At 63.7% G+C, this 14,592-nt stretch carries 12 protein-coding genes and 1 tRNA gene; 4 read left to right on the top strand and 9 right to left on the bottom strand.

The annotated features are described in order from the left end of the window. Positions 1-37 precede the first annotated feature (37 nt). Positions 38-1,390, bottom strand: a complete 1,353-nt coding sequence (locus tag IRI77_RS22285) for an acetyl-CoA hydrolase/transferase family protein (RefSeq protein WP_194447219.1) — start codon at positions 1,388-1,390, stop codon at positions 38-40. Positions 1,391-1,482: 92 nt separating this feature from the next. On the opposite strand from IRI77_RS22285, the gene IRI77_RS22290 reads away from it, so the two are divergent. From IRI77_RS22290 to IRI77_RS22305, 4 genes are all read left to right on the top strand, one after another. Beyond that, positions 1,483-2,373: an SDR family NAD(P)-dependent oxidoreductase gene (locus IRI77_RS22290; protein ID WP_194447220.1), complete on the top strand. Its 891-nt coding sequence runs from the start codon at positions 1,483-1,485 to the stop codon at positions 2,371-2,373. A gap of 1 nt (position 2,374) precedes the next feature. Then, the gene (locus tag IRI77_RS22295; RefSeq protein ID WP_228486259.1) at positions 2,375-3,550 is read left to right on the top strand and encodes an acetyl-CoA C-acyltransferase; all 1,176 of its coding nucleotides are present in this window, start codon (positions 2,375-2,377) and stop codon (positions 3,548-3,550) included. A 291-nt stretch (positions 3,551-3,841) separates the two neighbouring features. Beyond that, on the top strand, positions 3,842-5,518 hold the full coding sequence (locus IRI77_RS22300; RefSeq protein ID WP_194447222.1) for a carboxylesterase/lipase family protein: 1,677 nt from the start codon (positions 3,842-3,844) through the stop codon (positions 5,516-5,518). Positions 5,519-5,649: 131 nt separating this feature from the next. After that, entirely contained in the window at positions 5,650-6,129 is a 480-nt protein-coding gene (locus tag IRI77_RS22305) for a DinB family protein (RefSeq protein ID WP_194447223.1), read from the top strand. On the opposite strand, the gene sigJ is transcribed toward IRI77_RS22305, so the two are convergent. The 8 genes from sigJ to IRI77_RS22345 form a co-directional block, all read right to left on the bottom strand. Further along, positions 6,126-7,094 (bottom strand): RNA polymerase sigma factor SigJ, encoded by a 969-nt coding sequence (gene sigJ, locus IRI77_RS22310; RefSeq protein WP_194447224.1) that lies wholly within the window; start codon positions 7,092-7,094, stop codon positions 6,126-6,128. The genes IRI77_RS22305 and sigJ overlap by 4 nt on opposite strands. Positions 7,095-7,099: 5 nt before the next feature. Next, entirely contained in the window at positions 7,100-7,549 is a 450-nt protein-coding gene (locus IRI77_RS22315; protein WP_194447225.1) for a DUF6223 family protein, read from the bottom strand. 285 nt (positions 7,550-7,834) lie between these two features. Beyond that, a tRNA-Pro gene (locus tag IRI77_RS22320) sits at positions 7,835-7,911 on the bottom strand. A gap of 77 nt (positions 7,912-7,988) precedes the next feature. Then, positions 7,989-9,413 carry a sensor histidine kinase gene (locus IRI77_RS38495; RefSeq protein ID WP_194447226.1) on the bottom strand — a complete coding sequence of 475 codons (1,425 nt, stop codon included), beginning with the start codon at positions 9,411-9,413 and terminating at the stop codon, positions 7,989-7,991. Between the two features lie 8 nt (positions 9,414-9,421). Then, positions 9,422-11,080, bottom strand: coding sequence for an FAD-dependent oxidoreductase (locus IRI77_RS22330; protein ID WP_194447227.1), 1,659 nt, complete (start codon positions 11,078-11,080; stop codon positions 9,422-9,424). Positions 11,081-11,195: 115 nt separating this feature from the next. Then, the gene (locus tag IRI77_RS22335) at positions 11,196-11,609 is read right to left on the bottom strand and encodes a hypothetical protein (protein ID WP_194447228.1); all 414 of its coding nucleotides are present in this window, start codon (positions 11,607-11,609) and stop codon (positions 11,196-11,198) included. 33 nt (positions 11,610-11,642) lie between these two features. Continuing rightward, a complete protein-coding gene (locus IRI77_RS22340; RefSeq protein WP_194447229.1) occupies positions 11,643-13,226 on the bottom strand; it encodes a hypothetical protein in 1,584 nt (527 codons plus the stop codon). 12 nt (positions 13,227-13,238) lie between these two features. Next, entirely contained in the window at positions 13,239-14,555 is a 1,317-nt protein-coding gene (locus IRI77_RS22345) for a BamA/TamA family outer membrane protein (protein ID WP_194447230.1), read from the bottom strand. Positions 14,556-14,592: the final 37 nt, after the last annotated feature.

Genomic DNA, 14,592 nt, shown 5'->3' on the forward strand with positions numbered 1-14,592 from the left:
TTCATTCCCTCAGGGTCCCATTGACCACCGGCAGCGATCAAGTTCCCCGTAAGGCGGGATACAGCGCCCGCGGGATCAACCGGTTCTCAAAGGCCTGGCGCTCCAGATCCTCGCGAAAGTCCGGATGCGCCAGCGAGATCATGGCGCGGGCGCGATCCGGCACGGACTTGCCCTTCAGGTTCACCATGCCGTGCTCAGTCACCACGTACATGATGTCCGTCCGCGGCGTGGTGACGATGTTGCCCGGCGTGAGCTCCATGACGATGCGGCTCCTGCGCGTGCCGCTCTTCTCGAAGACCGAGGGCAGGCACATGAACGACTTGCCGCCCCGCGAGGCATAAGCGCCACGCGCGTATTGAAGCTGGCCGCCGGTGCCGGAGATGTGGCGATGGCCGTCCGATTCCGAGGCAGCCTGTCCCTGCAGGTCCATCTGCGTCGTGCTGTTGATGGAGCAGACGCGGTCGTTCTGCATGATGATGTGGGGCAGGTTGGTGTGTTCGGTCCCGCAGCACAGCATGTCGGGATTGCCGTCGATGGCGTCGTACATCGATTGGGAACCCCAGCCAAAGGTAAACACGGCCTTTCCACGATCCAGGTTCTTGCGTGCGCCGTTGGCGACGCCTGCCCGGTACAGCTCCATCAGCGAGTCTGTGAGCATCTCGGTGTGGATGCCCAGGTCTTTGGCGCCCGAATCCCGTAGCAGGGAACAAACCGCGTTAGGCATGCCGCCGATGCCGATCTGGAGGCAGGCGCCATCCTCGACCTCGGCCGCGATGGTGCGTGCAATGGCGCGATCGATCTCGGTCACGGGCGGGCTCTTCAACTCCGGCAGTGGCGCATTGTCCCCCTCGACGATGTAATCGACCTCACTGATATGGACTCCGTTGTCCACCCCGTGAACGAAGGGGACCGCGGAGGACGTTTCGACGATCAGCGTCCTGGCGCGCTCCACCAGGGCCCGGTGCCACGTATTCGTCGGACCGAAGCTGAAGAAGCCGTCAGGTCCCGCCGGTCGCACCTTGAGGACGACGATGTCGATGGGATCGAGGAAGCGCCGATAGTAGTCGTGCAGTTCGCCCAGGTTGGGCGGCATGTGGTAGCAGACGCCGGCGTCGGACCTGGCCCGCTCCCAGGCCGTGAAGTGCCAACTGAACCAGTGGAAATGCGCCCCTTCCGGATCGCTCTCCACCACCGCGCGCGGCCGGGGAGCGAGGCTGGAGCGGAAGCTCACACCGGTCAACTCCAAGACGCGAGCCGCCAACGCGCGGTCAAAGACATCCGGTTGGCCGAGACACGCGCCATAGTCCAGCCAGAATCCCGATTTCACCAGGGATGCGGCTTCGGCGGCAGAGATTGTGCGGGCAGGCGCGGAGGCGGTGCGGTGGTACATGGCAGGTTGGAGAGTTCAGTATTGCCCAACTTGCCTCGTCATGCAATACTCATTCTGTCGTTAGTGAAGATCTTGCCGCGCGGGAGGTCCAGATGATCGAGCTGAAGGATCGTGTCGCCATCGTCACCGGAGCGGGCGGTGGGCTGGGCCGCTGCTACGCCCGGTTGCTGGCCGAACGCGGCGCGCGCGTGGTGGTCAACGATCTCGGCGACGCCGCTGAACTGGTAGCGCGGGAGATTGTGGAGGCGGGCGGACAGGCGAGCGCGGCGCCCTGCTCAGTGACCGAGGCCGAGGCTGTCCAAGGGATGGTGCAACGGACCCTGAAGGAGTGGGGCCGGGTCGATATCCTCGTCAACAACGCCGGCCTGCTGCGGGACAAGTCCTTCGCCAAAATGACCCTTGAGGACTTCCGCCTGGTGGTCGACGTTCACCTGATGGGCTCAGTGCACTGCACCAAGGCGGTCTGGGAGGCGATGCGCGAACAGAAGTATGGCCGCATCGTCATGACCACGTCCTCGTCGGGACTCTACGGCAGCTTTGGGCAGTCGAACTACAGCGCGGCGAAACTCGCGCTGGTGGGCCTGATGCAGACCCTCGCACTGGAGGGGGCCAAGTATGGAATCCATGTCAACTGCATCGCGCCGACGGCTGCCACGCAGATGACCCAGGGCATCCTGCCCGAAGACCAACTGACGCGGATACGGCCCGAACTCGTGGCTCCCGGCCTGCTTGCGCTGGTGGCGGAGAGCGCGCCGACGCGAACGATCCTGTGCGCGGGCGCAGGCAGCTTCGAAGTGGCGAACATCACCCTGACGAAGGGCATCCACGTCGCCGGTGATCCGCCGCCGGCTGAAGAGCTGGTGGCGCGGTGGGGGGCAGTGACCGATCGGGGAGGCGAGATCGTGCCGGGCTACGGCCTGGTCCAGTCAGAGATCGAGTTGAAGAAGGCCGGGCCTGTCCCGGCGGATGGGGAGGGCGCCTGAAGTGAGCCGTGAAGCCGTGATCGTTTCCGTTGCGCGAACCCCCATTGGCCGCGCCTACCGGGGGGCATTCAATGCGACTCCGGCGCCCACGCTGGCTGCTCACGCGATTCGCGCCGCAGTGGAGCGCGCCCAGGTCGACCCTGGCGAGATTGAGGACTGCATTCTCGGGTGCGCGATGCCCCAGGGCCTGCAACACACCATCGGCCGGACCGCCGCCCTCACCGCCGGCCTGCCGGTCGCCGTCGCCGGCCAGACGGTCGACCGGCAATGCTCTTCGGGGCTGATGAGCGTCTCCATGGCATCGAAACAGGTGGTGATGGACCGCATGGATGTCGTGGTGGCGGGTGGTGTGGACTCCATCTCGCTGGTGCAGACCGAGCAGTTCCGGGCCGGCTCCGATCCGGCCCTGCTCGCGTTGCACCCGGATATCTACATGCCGATGATCGACACGGCCGAGGTGGTGGCCCGGCGCTACGGCATTTCGCGCGAGCAGCAGGATGTCTATGCCTGCGAGTCGCAGCGCCGTACGGCGGAGGCCCAGGAGGCCGGCCGCTTCGACCAGGAGATCGTGGCGGTACGAGCGAACAAACTGGTGACGGACAAGGCCACCGGCGCGGCTTCGCTGGAAGAGACCGTGCTGCACCGCGACGAAGGCAACCGTCCCGGCACCACACTGGAGGGGCTCGCGGCATTGAAGCCGGTGCGTCCGGACGGGTGCATTACGGCGGGCAACGCCAGCCAGTTATCGGACGGAGCCTCGGCCTGTGTGGTGATGGAGGCGCGCCTGGCGGCTTCCCGCGGCTTGCGGCCGCTGGGCCGGTACTGTGGCATGGCGGTAGCCGGTACCGAACCGGATGAGATGGGCATCGGGCCGGTGTTTGCCGTGCCGAAACTCCTCAAGCGCTTCGACCTCACAATGGAGGACATCGGACTGTGGGAGTTGAATGAAGCCTTCGCCGTGCAGGTGATCTATTGCCGCGATCGTCTCGGCATTCCCGGCGAGCGGTTGAACGTCAACGGCGGCGCGATCTCAATTGGCCATCCGTACGGCATGTCGGGCAATCGCCTGGTGGGCCATGCGCTGATCGAGGGGCGTCGGCGAAACGTCCGCTATGTGGTGGTGACGATGTGCGTGGGCGGCGGCATGGGCGCGGCCGGGCTGTTTGAGGTTCTGTGAGGCAAGGAGCAACCCGCGCCGCGTAGCGACCCCGGCTGACCACCGGCATCTGCGCGGAGTCAACTCGTAGGGCCGCAATCGTGAGGGGTAGATGGGGCGGCTAACCCACACACAGTCCACTGCTCGAGTTGAGGAAGTGCCGCTCTCCGTTCCCAAATGTCCGTCTAAGCCTACGATGCGCCCGGCCCCTCGTTCAGCAGGTCAGCGGTTGGTTATATACTGAGCCGTGCCGGAGGGCGCGGGCGAACGCAAAGACGGCCTGCTGCCCTTTAGCGAGGAGAGAGAGATCTCATGTCGCCTTCTAATAAAGGTTTCGGATTCAACCGCCGCCAGGCGCTTCTGTCGGCTACCTCGGGTGTGGTCGCGCTGACGGGCGCAACTTCGGTTTCGGAAGTCAAAGCGGCCACTACCGCGAGTGCAAGCTGCAGTACGCCGCGGTCGGCAGTTGCGAAAACGCAGTACGGGAAGGTGCGCGGCTATGTGGAAGACGGCGTGCTGACCTTTAAGGGCGTCCCATACGGCGCCGACACAGGCGGCGAGAACCGATGGCTTCCGGCCAAGGCGCCCAAGTCGTGGGACGGCGAGTATCCGGCCTTGATCTATGGCGCAAACTGCCCGCAACGCCTGCACAGCTGGACGAGCGAACAGACTTTCCTTTTCCAGTGGACGGATGGCTGGCAGAGCGAGGACATGCTCAAGCTCAACATCTGGACCTCCAGCTTGAGCGGCAAGCGGCCGGTGATGGTCTACCTGCATGGCGGCGGCTTCACTTTCGGTTCGGCCTATGAACTCGCCTCCCAGGACGGGGCGCAGATGGCCCGGCATTACGACGTCGTCTCGGTGACAGTCAACCACCGCCTCAACGTGCTCGGATTCCTCGACGTGTCGTCGATCGGCGGGCCGGCTTATGCCGACTCCGTGAACGTCGGGATGACGGACCTAGTGGCAGCGCTGCAATGGGTGCGCGACAATATCGCCAATTTCGGTGGCGATCCAAGCTGCGTCATGATCTACGGCCAGTCCGGCGGGGGATCCAAGGTGACCACGCTCCTCGGGATGCCCTCTGCGGAGGGCCTGATCCACCGGGCGTCGGCGCAGTCGGGCGGGGGCGGCAATCCTCCGAGTGCCGAGGAGTCAAAAGAGTATGCCAAACAGGTGATCGCGGAGTTGGGCGTGAAGGACATCTCCGCGCTGCAGAAGATCGAGTGGGCGAAGCTCAATGAGGTCAGCAATGCTGTCGCGGCCCGGATGAATCCGGCCATTGGCGCTGGTGGGCCGACTCCAGCGCCGGGCACTGCCAGACCGCGGGTAGGTCCAGGGCCGACGGTCGACGGGCGCCTCATCACCATGCGGTCTTTCTACGATGCCGCTCCGGAGATTTCAAAGAACGTACCGCTGCTGTTCGGCTCGGTCAGCGAGGAGGGGAACATCATGTCCTCGCGGCCAACGGAGAGCCAGTGGCTAGCCAATCTCACCAAGGCCTATGGGGACGTCAAGGCCAAGTCGCTGGTAGAGGGGCTGAAGAAGGCACACCCGGAGAAGAGCATCCGCACGCTTTCCTATATGTGCAGCGGCTCGGGGTTGAACAGCCTGAACATGCGCAACAACGTTACTCGAATGGCAACCATGAAGTACAACCAGAAGGGCGCGGCCGCCTATGCGTGGTACTTCACATGGCAGTCGCCGATGCTGGAGGATGCGGGCGCCTGGCACACGGCGGAGCTGGCGTTCTGCTTCGACAATACCAGGCGCTGCGATCAAGGGACCGGCAATGGGCCGGATGCCCAGGCACTTGCAAGAAAAATGGCAACGGCCTGGGCGAATTTCGCCAGGACGGGCAATCCGAGCCAGCCCGGATTGAAGTGGGAGCCGTTCGAGCCGGCGACCGGGCGGACGATGGTGTTCGACAGCAATTGCCGGATGATCAACGATCCAGAAGGCGACGTGCGCAGGCTGTTGTTGGCCTAATCGAAAGACCGGGTGGAGACGGCGTTGTTGCGCTGCGACGTCTTTAGCAGGGGTCGGATGCGAGAGCTACGCTGGCGAGCGGATTCGCCGATGCGCCATGCCCAGGCGGCCTTATGGCAGGAGGACAATGAATGACTCTCGAAGTGGAAGTGATGGCAGATCAGATCCGTCGAGCCTTTCGCGGCGAGTCCTGGCATGGGCCCTCGGTGCTTGAGGTGCTGGCGGGTGTTTCGGCCGAGGACGCCGCGGCCCACCCGATCGCAGGCGCTCATAGCATTTGGGAAATTGTTCTTCACATGACCGCAGGATACAGGTTGGTTCTGCGGCGGGTTCGCGGCGAGGATGCGCAGTTTTCGCTGGTGGAAGGGTGGCCTCCCGTGCCGGCGTTGAGTTCGGAGGCCTGGCTTGAGAGCCAGCGCACCTTGGAGGAACTGAATCAGCAGCTCCAGAGCGCCGTGCGCACTTTCCCAGCGGAACGCCTTTCGCAAGCGCTCGGCTCTGAGTATTCGGCTTATACCCAGTTCTGCGGAGCGCCTCAACACGACGTTTACCATGCGGGCCAGATCACGATTCTGAAGAAGGCACTCGCGGCGGCGCGAGGAGCGGCCTAACCGGCGCCAGCCACGGCAAGCGCACGCACCAGGTGGCGCAACTTATCTGGATTGTGCACCACATACAGCGCCCGAATGACCTCACCCTCAATCTCGAACGCCGCAGCCTGAACCGGGCCTTCGGGTGCCTCCACGATAACGCCAGGCAATCCATTGACAAGTGCAAAGCGAAACCTGACATCCTTGCGCCACTCCGGATTGAGGCGCTCCCGCGTGGCGCCCACCAGGAATCGCAGCGCGCGATCGGCGCCGGTGATCTCGTGGCCGCCCCCGTGCCGGTTGGCGTTGGTCAGGGCCGCTGCCGGTTTGCCACCGCCGTCCGTCACGATGCGGACGTCGCTGGCTAGCAACTGCGTCAATGCATTGAGATCGCCAGACTGGGTTGCCGCTGAGAATGCCGAGATGAGCCGCACGTGCTTCGCATCGATCCCGCCCACGGGTTCCGGCGGCGCGCCCGTGCCGCGTGGCCGCAAGGTCCGGACGTGCGTGCGAGCGCGGGTTGCCAGCTTCCGGCACGCGGCCTCGCTTCGCTCCAAGGTGCTGGCCACTTCGGTGAAGGAGAAATCGAACACGTCATGCAACAGGAAGGCTGCGCGCTCAAGCGGCGACAACCGATCAAGCGTCAAAAGCAACGCGATGGATAAATCCTCAGCCAGTTCCGTGCGTCTGTCGGGCAGGAGAGCGGCCGTGTCCAAAACCGGCTCCGGCAACCATGGACCTACATATTCCTCGTGCCGTGCGCGCGCCGAGGTCAGGATGTCGAGACAAATCCTTGTTGTGATGCTCATAAGAAATGCCCGTGGATCTGACACTTTGCCGCGATCGGCCGCATGCCAGCGCAGGTAGGTCTCCTGCACCGCATCCTCGGCGTCAGCCATCGATCCGAGCATCCGGTAGCCGAGGCCGAGGAGCCGGCGGCGATGGGACTCGAAGGTCGCGGCCGGATCTGAGTTTGTTGAACTCACCGAGCTCACGTCATTCGTCCCGGTTCAAAGGCTGCGCGACGGCGACGGGTGAGCCCGGGCACGCCAAGGGCGACGGCAATCAGGCCGAGAACGAATGCCGCGGCGCCACCCACCACCCCGTTACCGGTGCCGGGACCTCCATTGGCAATCGCCACATTCAAGCCCCCACTGACCGCTGCGAGGAATCCCGCGACCAGGGCAACGGTGGGTCCCAGCCGCCCGGAGTCGGCTCCGAAACGACTCGTGGGGCGCACCCGAGCCAAACTACCCACAAGCACGCCCACCAGTCCCATCACAGCAGCCGTAGTTGCCCAGAGACGCCGTGGGGTCAGTCCGTAGACCGTGGTGGTCGCTGGCTCGGAAACGTGCGCGACCACCAAGACGGCATGCACGAGCCCGGCAAATATGGCGGCTGCGGCCACGGCGGTAATGATGAGGGTGATGAGTCGTCTCACAGATTCTGTCTCCAGCCTACAGTTGTGAGACGGAGCAGGCCGCTGGAATGTGACATTGCAGCCACCGAGGATCGGCTAGTAAACCCCAGACGTTGCGGATGCGATGCGCGACGCCAATACCTTCGCCTAGGCTCTCAGGGGAGAACGCATCAACCAGCCGTGGCGTGCTCGCAAAGTTTCATTCTGTCGGCCGCACTAAGAGCGGATTTGATTGACCTGACAAGGAAGCGCCTGATGCTTAAATCGCAGAAGCGAGGGCGTCAAGCTGTAGGCTGTTGATGCTATTGGTCGGGGCGGGGCGATTTGAACGCCCGACCCCCTGCGCCCAAGGCAGGTGCGCTACCAGGCTGCGCTACGCCCCGACATTGCTACACCTTCTCATTCTAGAACACTTGCATCGCTCGAATCCGCATCGCTTGCGGAGCCAGCCGTGGCAGCCTCACGCCGCGTTCAGCGGGAGCCTTACCTGAAACACGGTCCGCCCCGGTTCGGAATCCACCAGGATCGTCCCCTTGTGGCTGCGCACAATGCGGCGCACGATATCGAGCCCCAGGCCCGTCCCCTCGCCCACACCCTTGGTCGTGAAGAACGGATCGAAGATCCGGCTGCGCACCTCGGGCGGAATGCCGGGGCCGTTGTCGCCAACCTCCACCAGGATGCCCTCCGGTTCCAGGCACGTCCGCACGGTCAGCACCTTCGGCTGGCCGGCGGGCATCGCACCCATCGCATCCATGGCATCGATCGCATTGTCGATCAGGTTCGTCCAGATCTGGTTCAACGCGCTGCCGTTCGCACGCACCTTCGGCAGCTGGCCGCTCAGGTTCCGGTTCACCGTGAAGCCGTGCTTCAACTGGTGCTGGAACATGCGGAGCGTGAGGTCGATCCCCTGCTCCACATCCACTTCCGACACCGGACTCTGGTCCATGTAGGAGTACAGCTTCACCGCCTGCACCAGATCGGAAATCCGCCTCGACGCCTCTTCCAATTCGCGCGTCAGGCACAGCGTCTGGTGATCGGCCACGATCAACTTGAGAAAGTTCGCCAGGGGATCCAGCGGCAGCGCCGCCGATAGCGGTTTCAACTCCTCCAGCGTGATCCGGGCCTCGACGAGTGCCGAGGCCAGCGAGCTCGGCAAACCGGCGTGGTCCAGCCAGTCCGACATATCCGATTCGAGATCGGCCCGCTCCAGCGCGTCGATGTCTCCCGGTGTACTGACGCATTCCTCGATCGACTCGATCATGCCGCTCATGCTCTCCCGGGCCCCGGGCGGAATCACAACTCCATGCAGCGCCACGGCCGCTTTGCGCCGCTCCTTCAGCACGTCCCGCAGCAGCGCCGACGACCGCACCGCGGCCGAGGCCGGGTTGTTGAGTTCATGCGCCAGCCCCGCCGCCAGCTTCCCCAGTGCCAGCAGCCGGCTGGAACCCTCTTCCATGCGCGTGATTTCCCGCGTCCGGTCCGTCATCTGCGAAACCAGCCGTTGGGCCACCAGCGGCGCGCGATACACCAGCTCCCTCAGGTGGGATGACTCCATCGCGGCCAACCGCGTCGGCACCACCGCCCAAACGCGGCCCGTCGCCTGCTTCATCCGGGAGAATGGCAGCACCCCTGTCGGGTGGCCGGCGGTTCCTACAATGAACTGGGCATACGGATCATCGTCCCGCCGGTAGTGGAGTTCGCCTTCCAGGACCAACTGGAACTCCGTCACCACATCGCCCTGATTCCACAGAACCTCGCCGGCTGCAAGCCGCCGGATGTGCATCTGTTGCGCAATCCAGGCTACTGCTTCCGTGCTCTCATCCTGGAAAAGCGGAGATTGCATCAGGTCCGCAATGGTTGCTGGTTCGTACGTCTCTTCCGGCATTTGATCCCCTACCGATTCCGCATGTACTGGCGAATGAAGTACAGAACAATCGAGCCTTCGCCCACGCTATTCGCCACCCGCCGCACCGCGCCATCGCGGACATCGCCCACCGCGAACACACCCGGCACGCTGGTCTCCAGCAGGTAAGGATCCCGGTCCATCTTCCAGCCGGCCGGCCGCTTGCCGTCCGAGAGAACATTGGCGCCGGTCAGCAGGAAGCCCTTGTTGTCCCGCCGGACTACTCCGTCGAGCCACTCAGTGTGCGGCTCCGCGCCAATGAAGATGAACAGAGCCGAGGCAGGCAGTTTCTCTATGCGTTTGTCCGGGAAGTGCCGGACGCTGATCTCCTGCAGCCGGCCTTCCCCGCAGACGGACTCCACCTCGGCATTCGGCATTACCGAAATGTTCGGGATGGTCTCGATCCGCTGCACCAGATAGTGGGACATCGATTTCGACAAGGCATCGCCGCGGACGATCATGGTCACGCTGCGCGCCACTTCGGCAAAGTGGACGGCGGCCTGTCCCGCCGAATTCGCTCCGCCGACAATGTAGACGTCTTCGTCCTTGCAGGACGCCGCCTCGGTCGTGGCGGCTCCATAGTAGATGCCCGCGCCTGTGAGCTGGTCCATTCCGGGCACATCCAACCGGCGCCATTGCACGCCTGCCGCGATGACGACACTGTGCGCGGCGAGTTCCTGGCCGTTGGAGAGCTTCACTACCCGGTATTCGCCTTCCACCGAAAGCCCGACCGCGTCGGCCGGCGCCAGGACCTCGACTCCGAACCGCTTCACCTGGGCTACGCCGCGGCGCGCCAGATCCGCGCCGCTCAAGCCTGACGGGAAACCCAGGTAGTTCTCGATCCGCGAACTCAAGCCCGCCTGACCGCCGGCCGCCTCGCGTTCCACCAGGACGGTCTTTAAACCCTCCGTGCTGCAGTACAGCGCACAAGCCAGGCCCGCCGGGCCCGCTCCGATCACAATCACGTCGTAGAACCGGCGGCTGGGCACCGTAGCCAGGCCCAACTTCTGCGCGACTTGCGGCAGGTCGGGCTGTTCCAGAATGGTGCCGTCGGGGAAGATCAGGGCCGGCAGCGCCGGAGTCCGGCCGGCCAGTGCGGCGAGCACTCGTACGTCCGCCACGCCCTCCGGCTCCAACCAGCGGTAAGGCACTTGGCTCTTCGCCAGAAAGTCCTTTAGTTTGTGTGTCTCCGGAGCCCAACGAGTGCCCAGCACAATCGCACCGTCGAACTCTTCCCGGCTGGACGCCTGCCAGTCTTCCAGTTGATCGGCCAGCACCGGGTACAGATTGTGCTCCGGCGGTTCCCACGGCTTCATCAGGTAGTGGTTCAGCTTGACCTTATTGATCGCCTCGATGGCCGCCGTCGAATCCGCATAGGCGGTCAGCAGCACCCGCTTGGCGGAGGGCTGCAGGGCGATCACTTCCTGCAGGAATTCCGTGCCGCTCATGTGCGGCATCCGCTGGTCGACCAGGAAGAGTGCCACCCGGTCGCCACGAGATGTCAACTGGCGGACAACGTCAATCGCCTTTTGAGGCGCATCCACCGCGATGATGCGATAGTCCTGGGAGAACTTAGCCTTGAGATCGCGCTCCACAGCGCGCAACACCGAAGTGTCGTCGTCGATCGCCAATATGTAGGGTTTTTTCATGCACTTGGCGCTGAATGGGACGCGCTGCTCGGCCTAATGTCTCTGGAAACCATATCACCTTGTATTCTATCCCTTGCGGTCTTGGCAACCCGGCAGGCAGATCGCCAGGTGTGCTTCATGCGGCCCGCTCTGACACCATTACATCAGCCAGCATGCGAACCGCCGCGGCGGCGTACTCCGTCACCTGCTCCGGCCGGATCCGCAGCAGCCGCGCGCACTGCTCCAGCGGCATAGACTGAAGAAAACGAAGGACAAAGCAGTGGCGCAGGCGCGCCGGCAAGGCCAGTACCCGCTGCATTTCGGGCGGGAGGCCCAGCTCCTCTCCGCCATGCTGCGGACCGTCCAGAGCGGCGGACACTGTCCGCTGAAGCAGCGCCTCGTGCAACGATGCGCATTGCACGCCGCTATCCGTGATCTGCCGCAGACTTTCCGTCACCGCTGCGTCAGCCCTGCGCCGGCTGCCCGTCAGCAGCAGCGCCAGCGTATAGACTTCATTCAGAGATTCAGTGGTTACTTGCTTTTGAATCATGGCGTTAGTCCTGATGCCCTTTCTTCAGCCCAGCTACCAAGTCCTGTCCACACCCACGACGGAGGCGCCCTGCGCGTTCTGTCTCAAATAGACGATCACGGTCTGCCTGGGACGCGAAGGAGCGCTCAACTCCGCCGCCAGGTACCCATTCACGGCAGGCACGCTCTCCCCTATTACGTCTGACAGAGGCGTTCGGATCCCAGTCTGGTTGTCGAGCCGTGCCCAATGGACCTGCACGTTTCCTACCACTCCGAATCCATGTTTCTGGCTCAAATCATCCCAACCCAGACGTCCGGATTGAATCCTGAATCGGTCGAAGGGCAGGACCTTCGCGAAGTAGGCCATTCCGATCTTGTCGCGCCGCTCGCGCAGGCACTGGGCGAGGTAGGCAGCCGCCTTCTGGTTGGAAAGTTGCCCCGTGCCGACGATAGCCGCAATGTCGTCGTCGCTGAACGCCATCACCTGCTTCGCCGCCCAGAACTCGTCGTCCGGCAAACGATTGGTAAACGAGGGATTGGGGTATTCAGGCACCCACTTCTCCGGATCGAACACCTTCGACTCAAACAAGCCCACCGACGGATGATCCGGATATTGCGCGAAGGCCCAATACGGTGGCTTCAAGCCCAAGGTGAAGAGTTGCGCCGCGCTGCCCTTCCAGGTAAAGAAATAATCGCCGGAGCGGGGACTGTTCGCCCGGTTCGTCGCACTGCCCAGCGCCGAGCCGAAGTCCAGCAGGTAGTGGCGGACGTAGGACACTCCGTCCTCCGTCACCACCGTGTCCAGGTTGTTAATGGCCCGGGAATCATCGTGATCCAGCCAGGCGCAAAAGACCTGCAGGCCGCGCAGCACGCGCAGGTGTTCGTGTGGCGCGATATCGTTCGGATCGTCCGTACGCGTGCCGTGATAGCGGGGCGGGCCGATGGGTTTACCCGCCACGCTGCGGCTGGCGGTGGCGCGGTAACGGCCCTCGCGGTCCACCGGAACCTTCCGCAGCAGCCTTGTCACGTCATCCTGCGTCATCGGCCGCTTCTTGCCAGTGGCGTCTTCCACCTGAACGTTCGGGCCCAGTTGCAGTTGATCCGCCCGGAAGCGCACGAGGTAGTTCTCCGGCACGTAGTAGCCGAGAGCGTAGAAGAACCGCGCGCCAATCGAATCCGCCGCCGTCGCCATCTCTGGATTGGACGGCGGATCAAACTTTACGTAATAGAATTGCTTCTCGGAATCGACGATGGCGAAGCCGGGCGTCACGCCCTCCGACTTGGCGGCCACAATCGTCCATTTCCCGCTCGCCGAGGGGGGATTCTCCGCTCCAGGGCCGCGTACCAGTTCCTCCCGGCTCATCCGGTGATAGTAGTGACGTTTCCGATACCAGCCCCCGTCCATCGGTTCGCCCAGCGTATTCACCCCGAGGGCGCGGATGGGGGTGCCGCCACGGGGTTGCCGCTCTCCGACGTCACCGAACTGGTTCGAAAACAAGTCATAGTAATCGCTCAGCTTACGGCTCAGCAGGTCGCCTACAGAGAGTGGCGGCGGTTCTTTGTCCAGCGGATCGTCCACATAGAACCGTTGGGCGGCCAGCGGCGCGGCCAGACACAGGAATAAGGTCAGTCGACGCATCGCTTTGTCTCCTCAGTACAGGGGCTGCCCGGCACTCGTGCCGAACCGCCGCGTCGCAAAAACATCATTGAACTTGAACCACACCTGGAAGCCCTCGTGGCTGAAACCCACATCCACACGCACCGCGGTCCGGTTGCGCGCGTTGAACCGCAATCCAAACCCGACCGAAGATTCCAGATCCCGGAAATTCAGCAGGCCCCGGCGCGGGAAGACTTTACCGGCGTCGGCAAAAACCGCCCCGTCGAGTCCGCTGAAGATCTCCCAGCGGTATTCCGCGTTCAGAACCATGGAGTTACGATCGTTGAACCGGAACGGGCGGTAGCCGCGCAAATCGTCAGACCCGCCCAGAAACGGCTGCATGTAGAACGGAATCTGCTCGTTGCGGTCTGTATCGCTCAACCGCGCTTTGGCTCGCAGCGCGATCACCCGGGTCTTGTTCAGGAACCCGATGTATTGCTGGAGATCCAGGTCCAGCCGCCGGAAGCTGTACAAGCCTATGCGGTTATCGTGATACCACGAGTACTGCATCACGTAGTTCCCGCCCTGCTTGGGGCCCGCGGGGTTATCGCGGTAATCCCACTGGGCAAACACGCCATTGCGCAGGTAGTTCGTCTGGAGGTCGATGCCCGGCGCCTGGGCCGGCGTGAACGCGGTTTCGGCGGAGGCGAACCGGCTGTCGCGGCCGCGGCCGACATTGGTCCACAGGTAGCCGCTGGTCCCGCCCAGCACCAGGCTCTTCCACGGCCGGCCGGCGAGGGTGCCGTCCACGCTGGTGTCTTCCAGCAGGTAGTTGGTCCGGAACTCCTTCGGGGTGTCCGGGCCCGTCCCATAATATTGAAGCGACGGGAGATAGCGATGGACGGCGAGGACATCGAAGTTCAGCCGGCCGCGGGCCAGTTCCGGCATGGCCATCGACGCTTCCAGCTTGTGGTAGTTGCGCGTCGATATCTGCGCCGAGGCCCTGACGTTCATCAAGCCGTTGGCCAGTCCGTTTCTGTAATACTCGGGCCCGATCGCAAACCCGCCGCCGGTGACCATGTTGCCGATCTTCGGCCGAAAACCATAGATGCCGGCCGCAAACCGCTCCATGTAGTGCTGCTCGCGGAAGTCGCGCAAACGCCGTTCCGCCGGCGACACTTCATCCGGTTTCAACCGGGCCGCCTTCTCGGCCCGTTGCTTTTCAATCTGCCCTGCCCGGGTCTGTTCCTGCCCGCTCGCACCTTCCGCCAACAGCGCCAGGGCCGCCAGGCTGGAGCAGATGGCGGCTCTCCAGCCTGGCCGCTGAGGCCGCTTTCGGGGTGCACTGACGGTGCGGTTTTGATACCTCATGTTTGCTCCTCACACGGTTCTTCGGTCCGCTCACGCC

It is taken from the genome of Paludibaculum fermentans (assembly GCF_015277775.1).
Classification (GTDB): domain Bacteria; phylum Acidobacteriota; class Terriglobia; order Bryobacterales; family Bryobacteraceae; genus Paludibaculum; species Paludibaculum fermentans.

What these genes read in the sequence shown, in the direction of transcription:
- IRI77_RS22305 (WP_194447223.1), top strand. Translation starts at nt 5,650, where the DNA reads ATGACTCTCGAAGTGGAAGTGATGGCAGATCAGATCCGTCGAGCCTTT.
- IRI77_RS22285 (WP_194447219.1), bottom strand. Translation starts at nt 1,390, where the DNA reads ATGTACCACCGCACCGCCTCCGCGCCTGCCCGCACAATCTCTGCCGCC.
- IRI77_RS22345 (WP_194447230.1), bottom strand. Translation starts at nt 14,555, where the DNA reads ATGAGGTATCAAAACCGCACCGTCAGTGCACCCCGAAAGCGGCCTCAG.
- IRI77_RS22290 (WP_194447220.1), top strand. Translation starts at nt 1,483, where the DNA reads ATGATCGAGCTGAAGGATCGTGTCGCCATCGTCACCGGAGCGGGCGGT.
- IRI77_RS22300 (WP_194447222.1), top strand. Translation starts at nt 3,842, where the DNA reads ATGTCGCCTTCTAATAAAGGTTTCGGATTCAACCGCCGCCAGGCGCTT.
- IRI77_RS38495 (WP_194447226.1), bottom strand. Translation starts at nt 9,413, where the DNA reads ATGCCGGAAGAGACGTACGAACCAGCAACCATTGCGGACCTGATGCAA.
- IRI77_RS22330 (WP_194447227.1), bottom strand. Translation starts at nt 11,080, where the DNA reads ATGAAAAAACCCTACATATTGGCGATCGACGACGACACTTCGGTGTTG.
- IRI77_RS22340 (WP_194447229.1), bottom strand. Translation starts at nt 13,226, where the DNA reads ATGCGTCGACTGACCTTATTCCTGTGTCTGGCCGCGCCGCTGGCCGCC.
- IRI77_RS22335 (WP_194447228.1), bottom strand. Translation starts at nt 11,609, where the DNA reads ATGATTCAAAAGCAAGTAACCACTGAATCTCTGAATGAAGTCTATACG.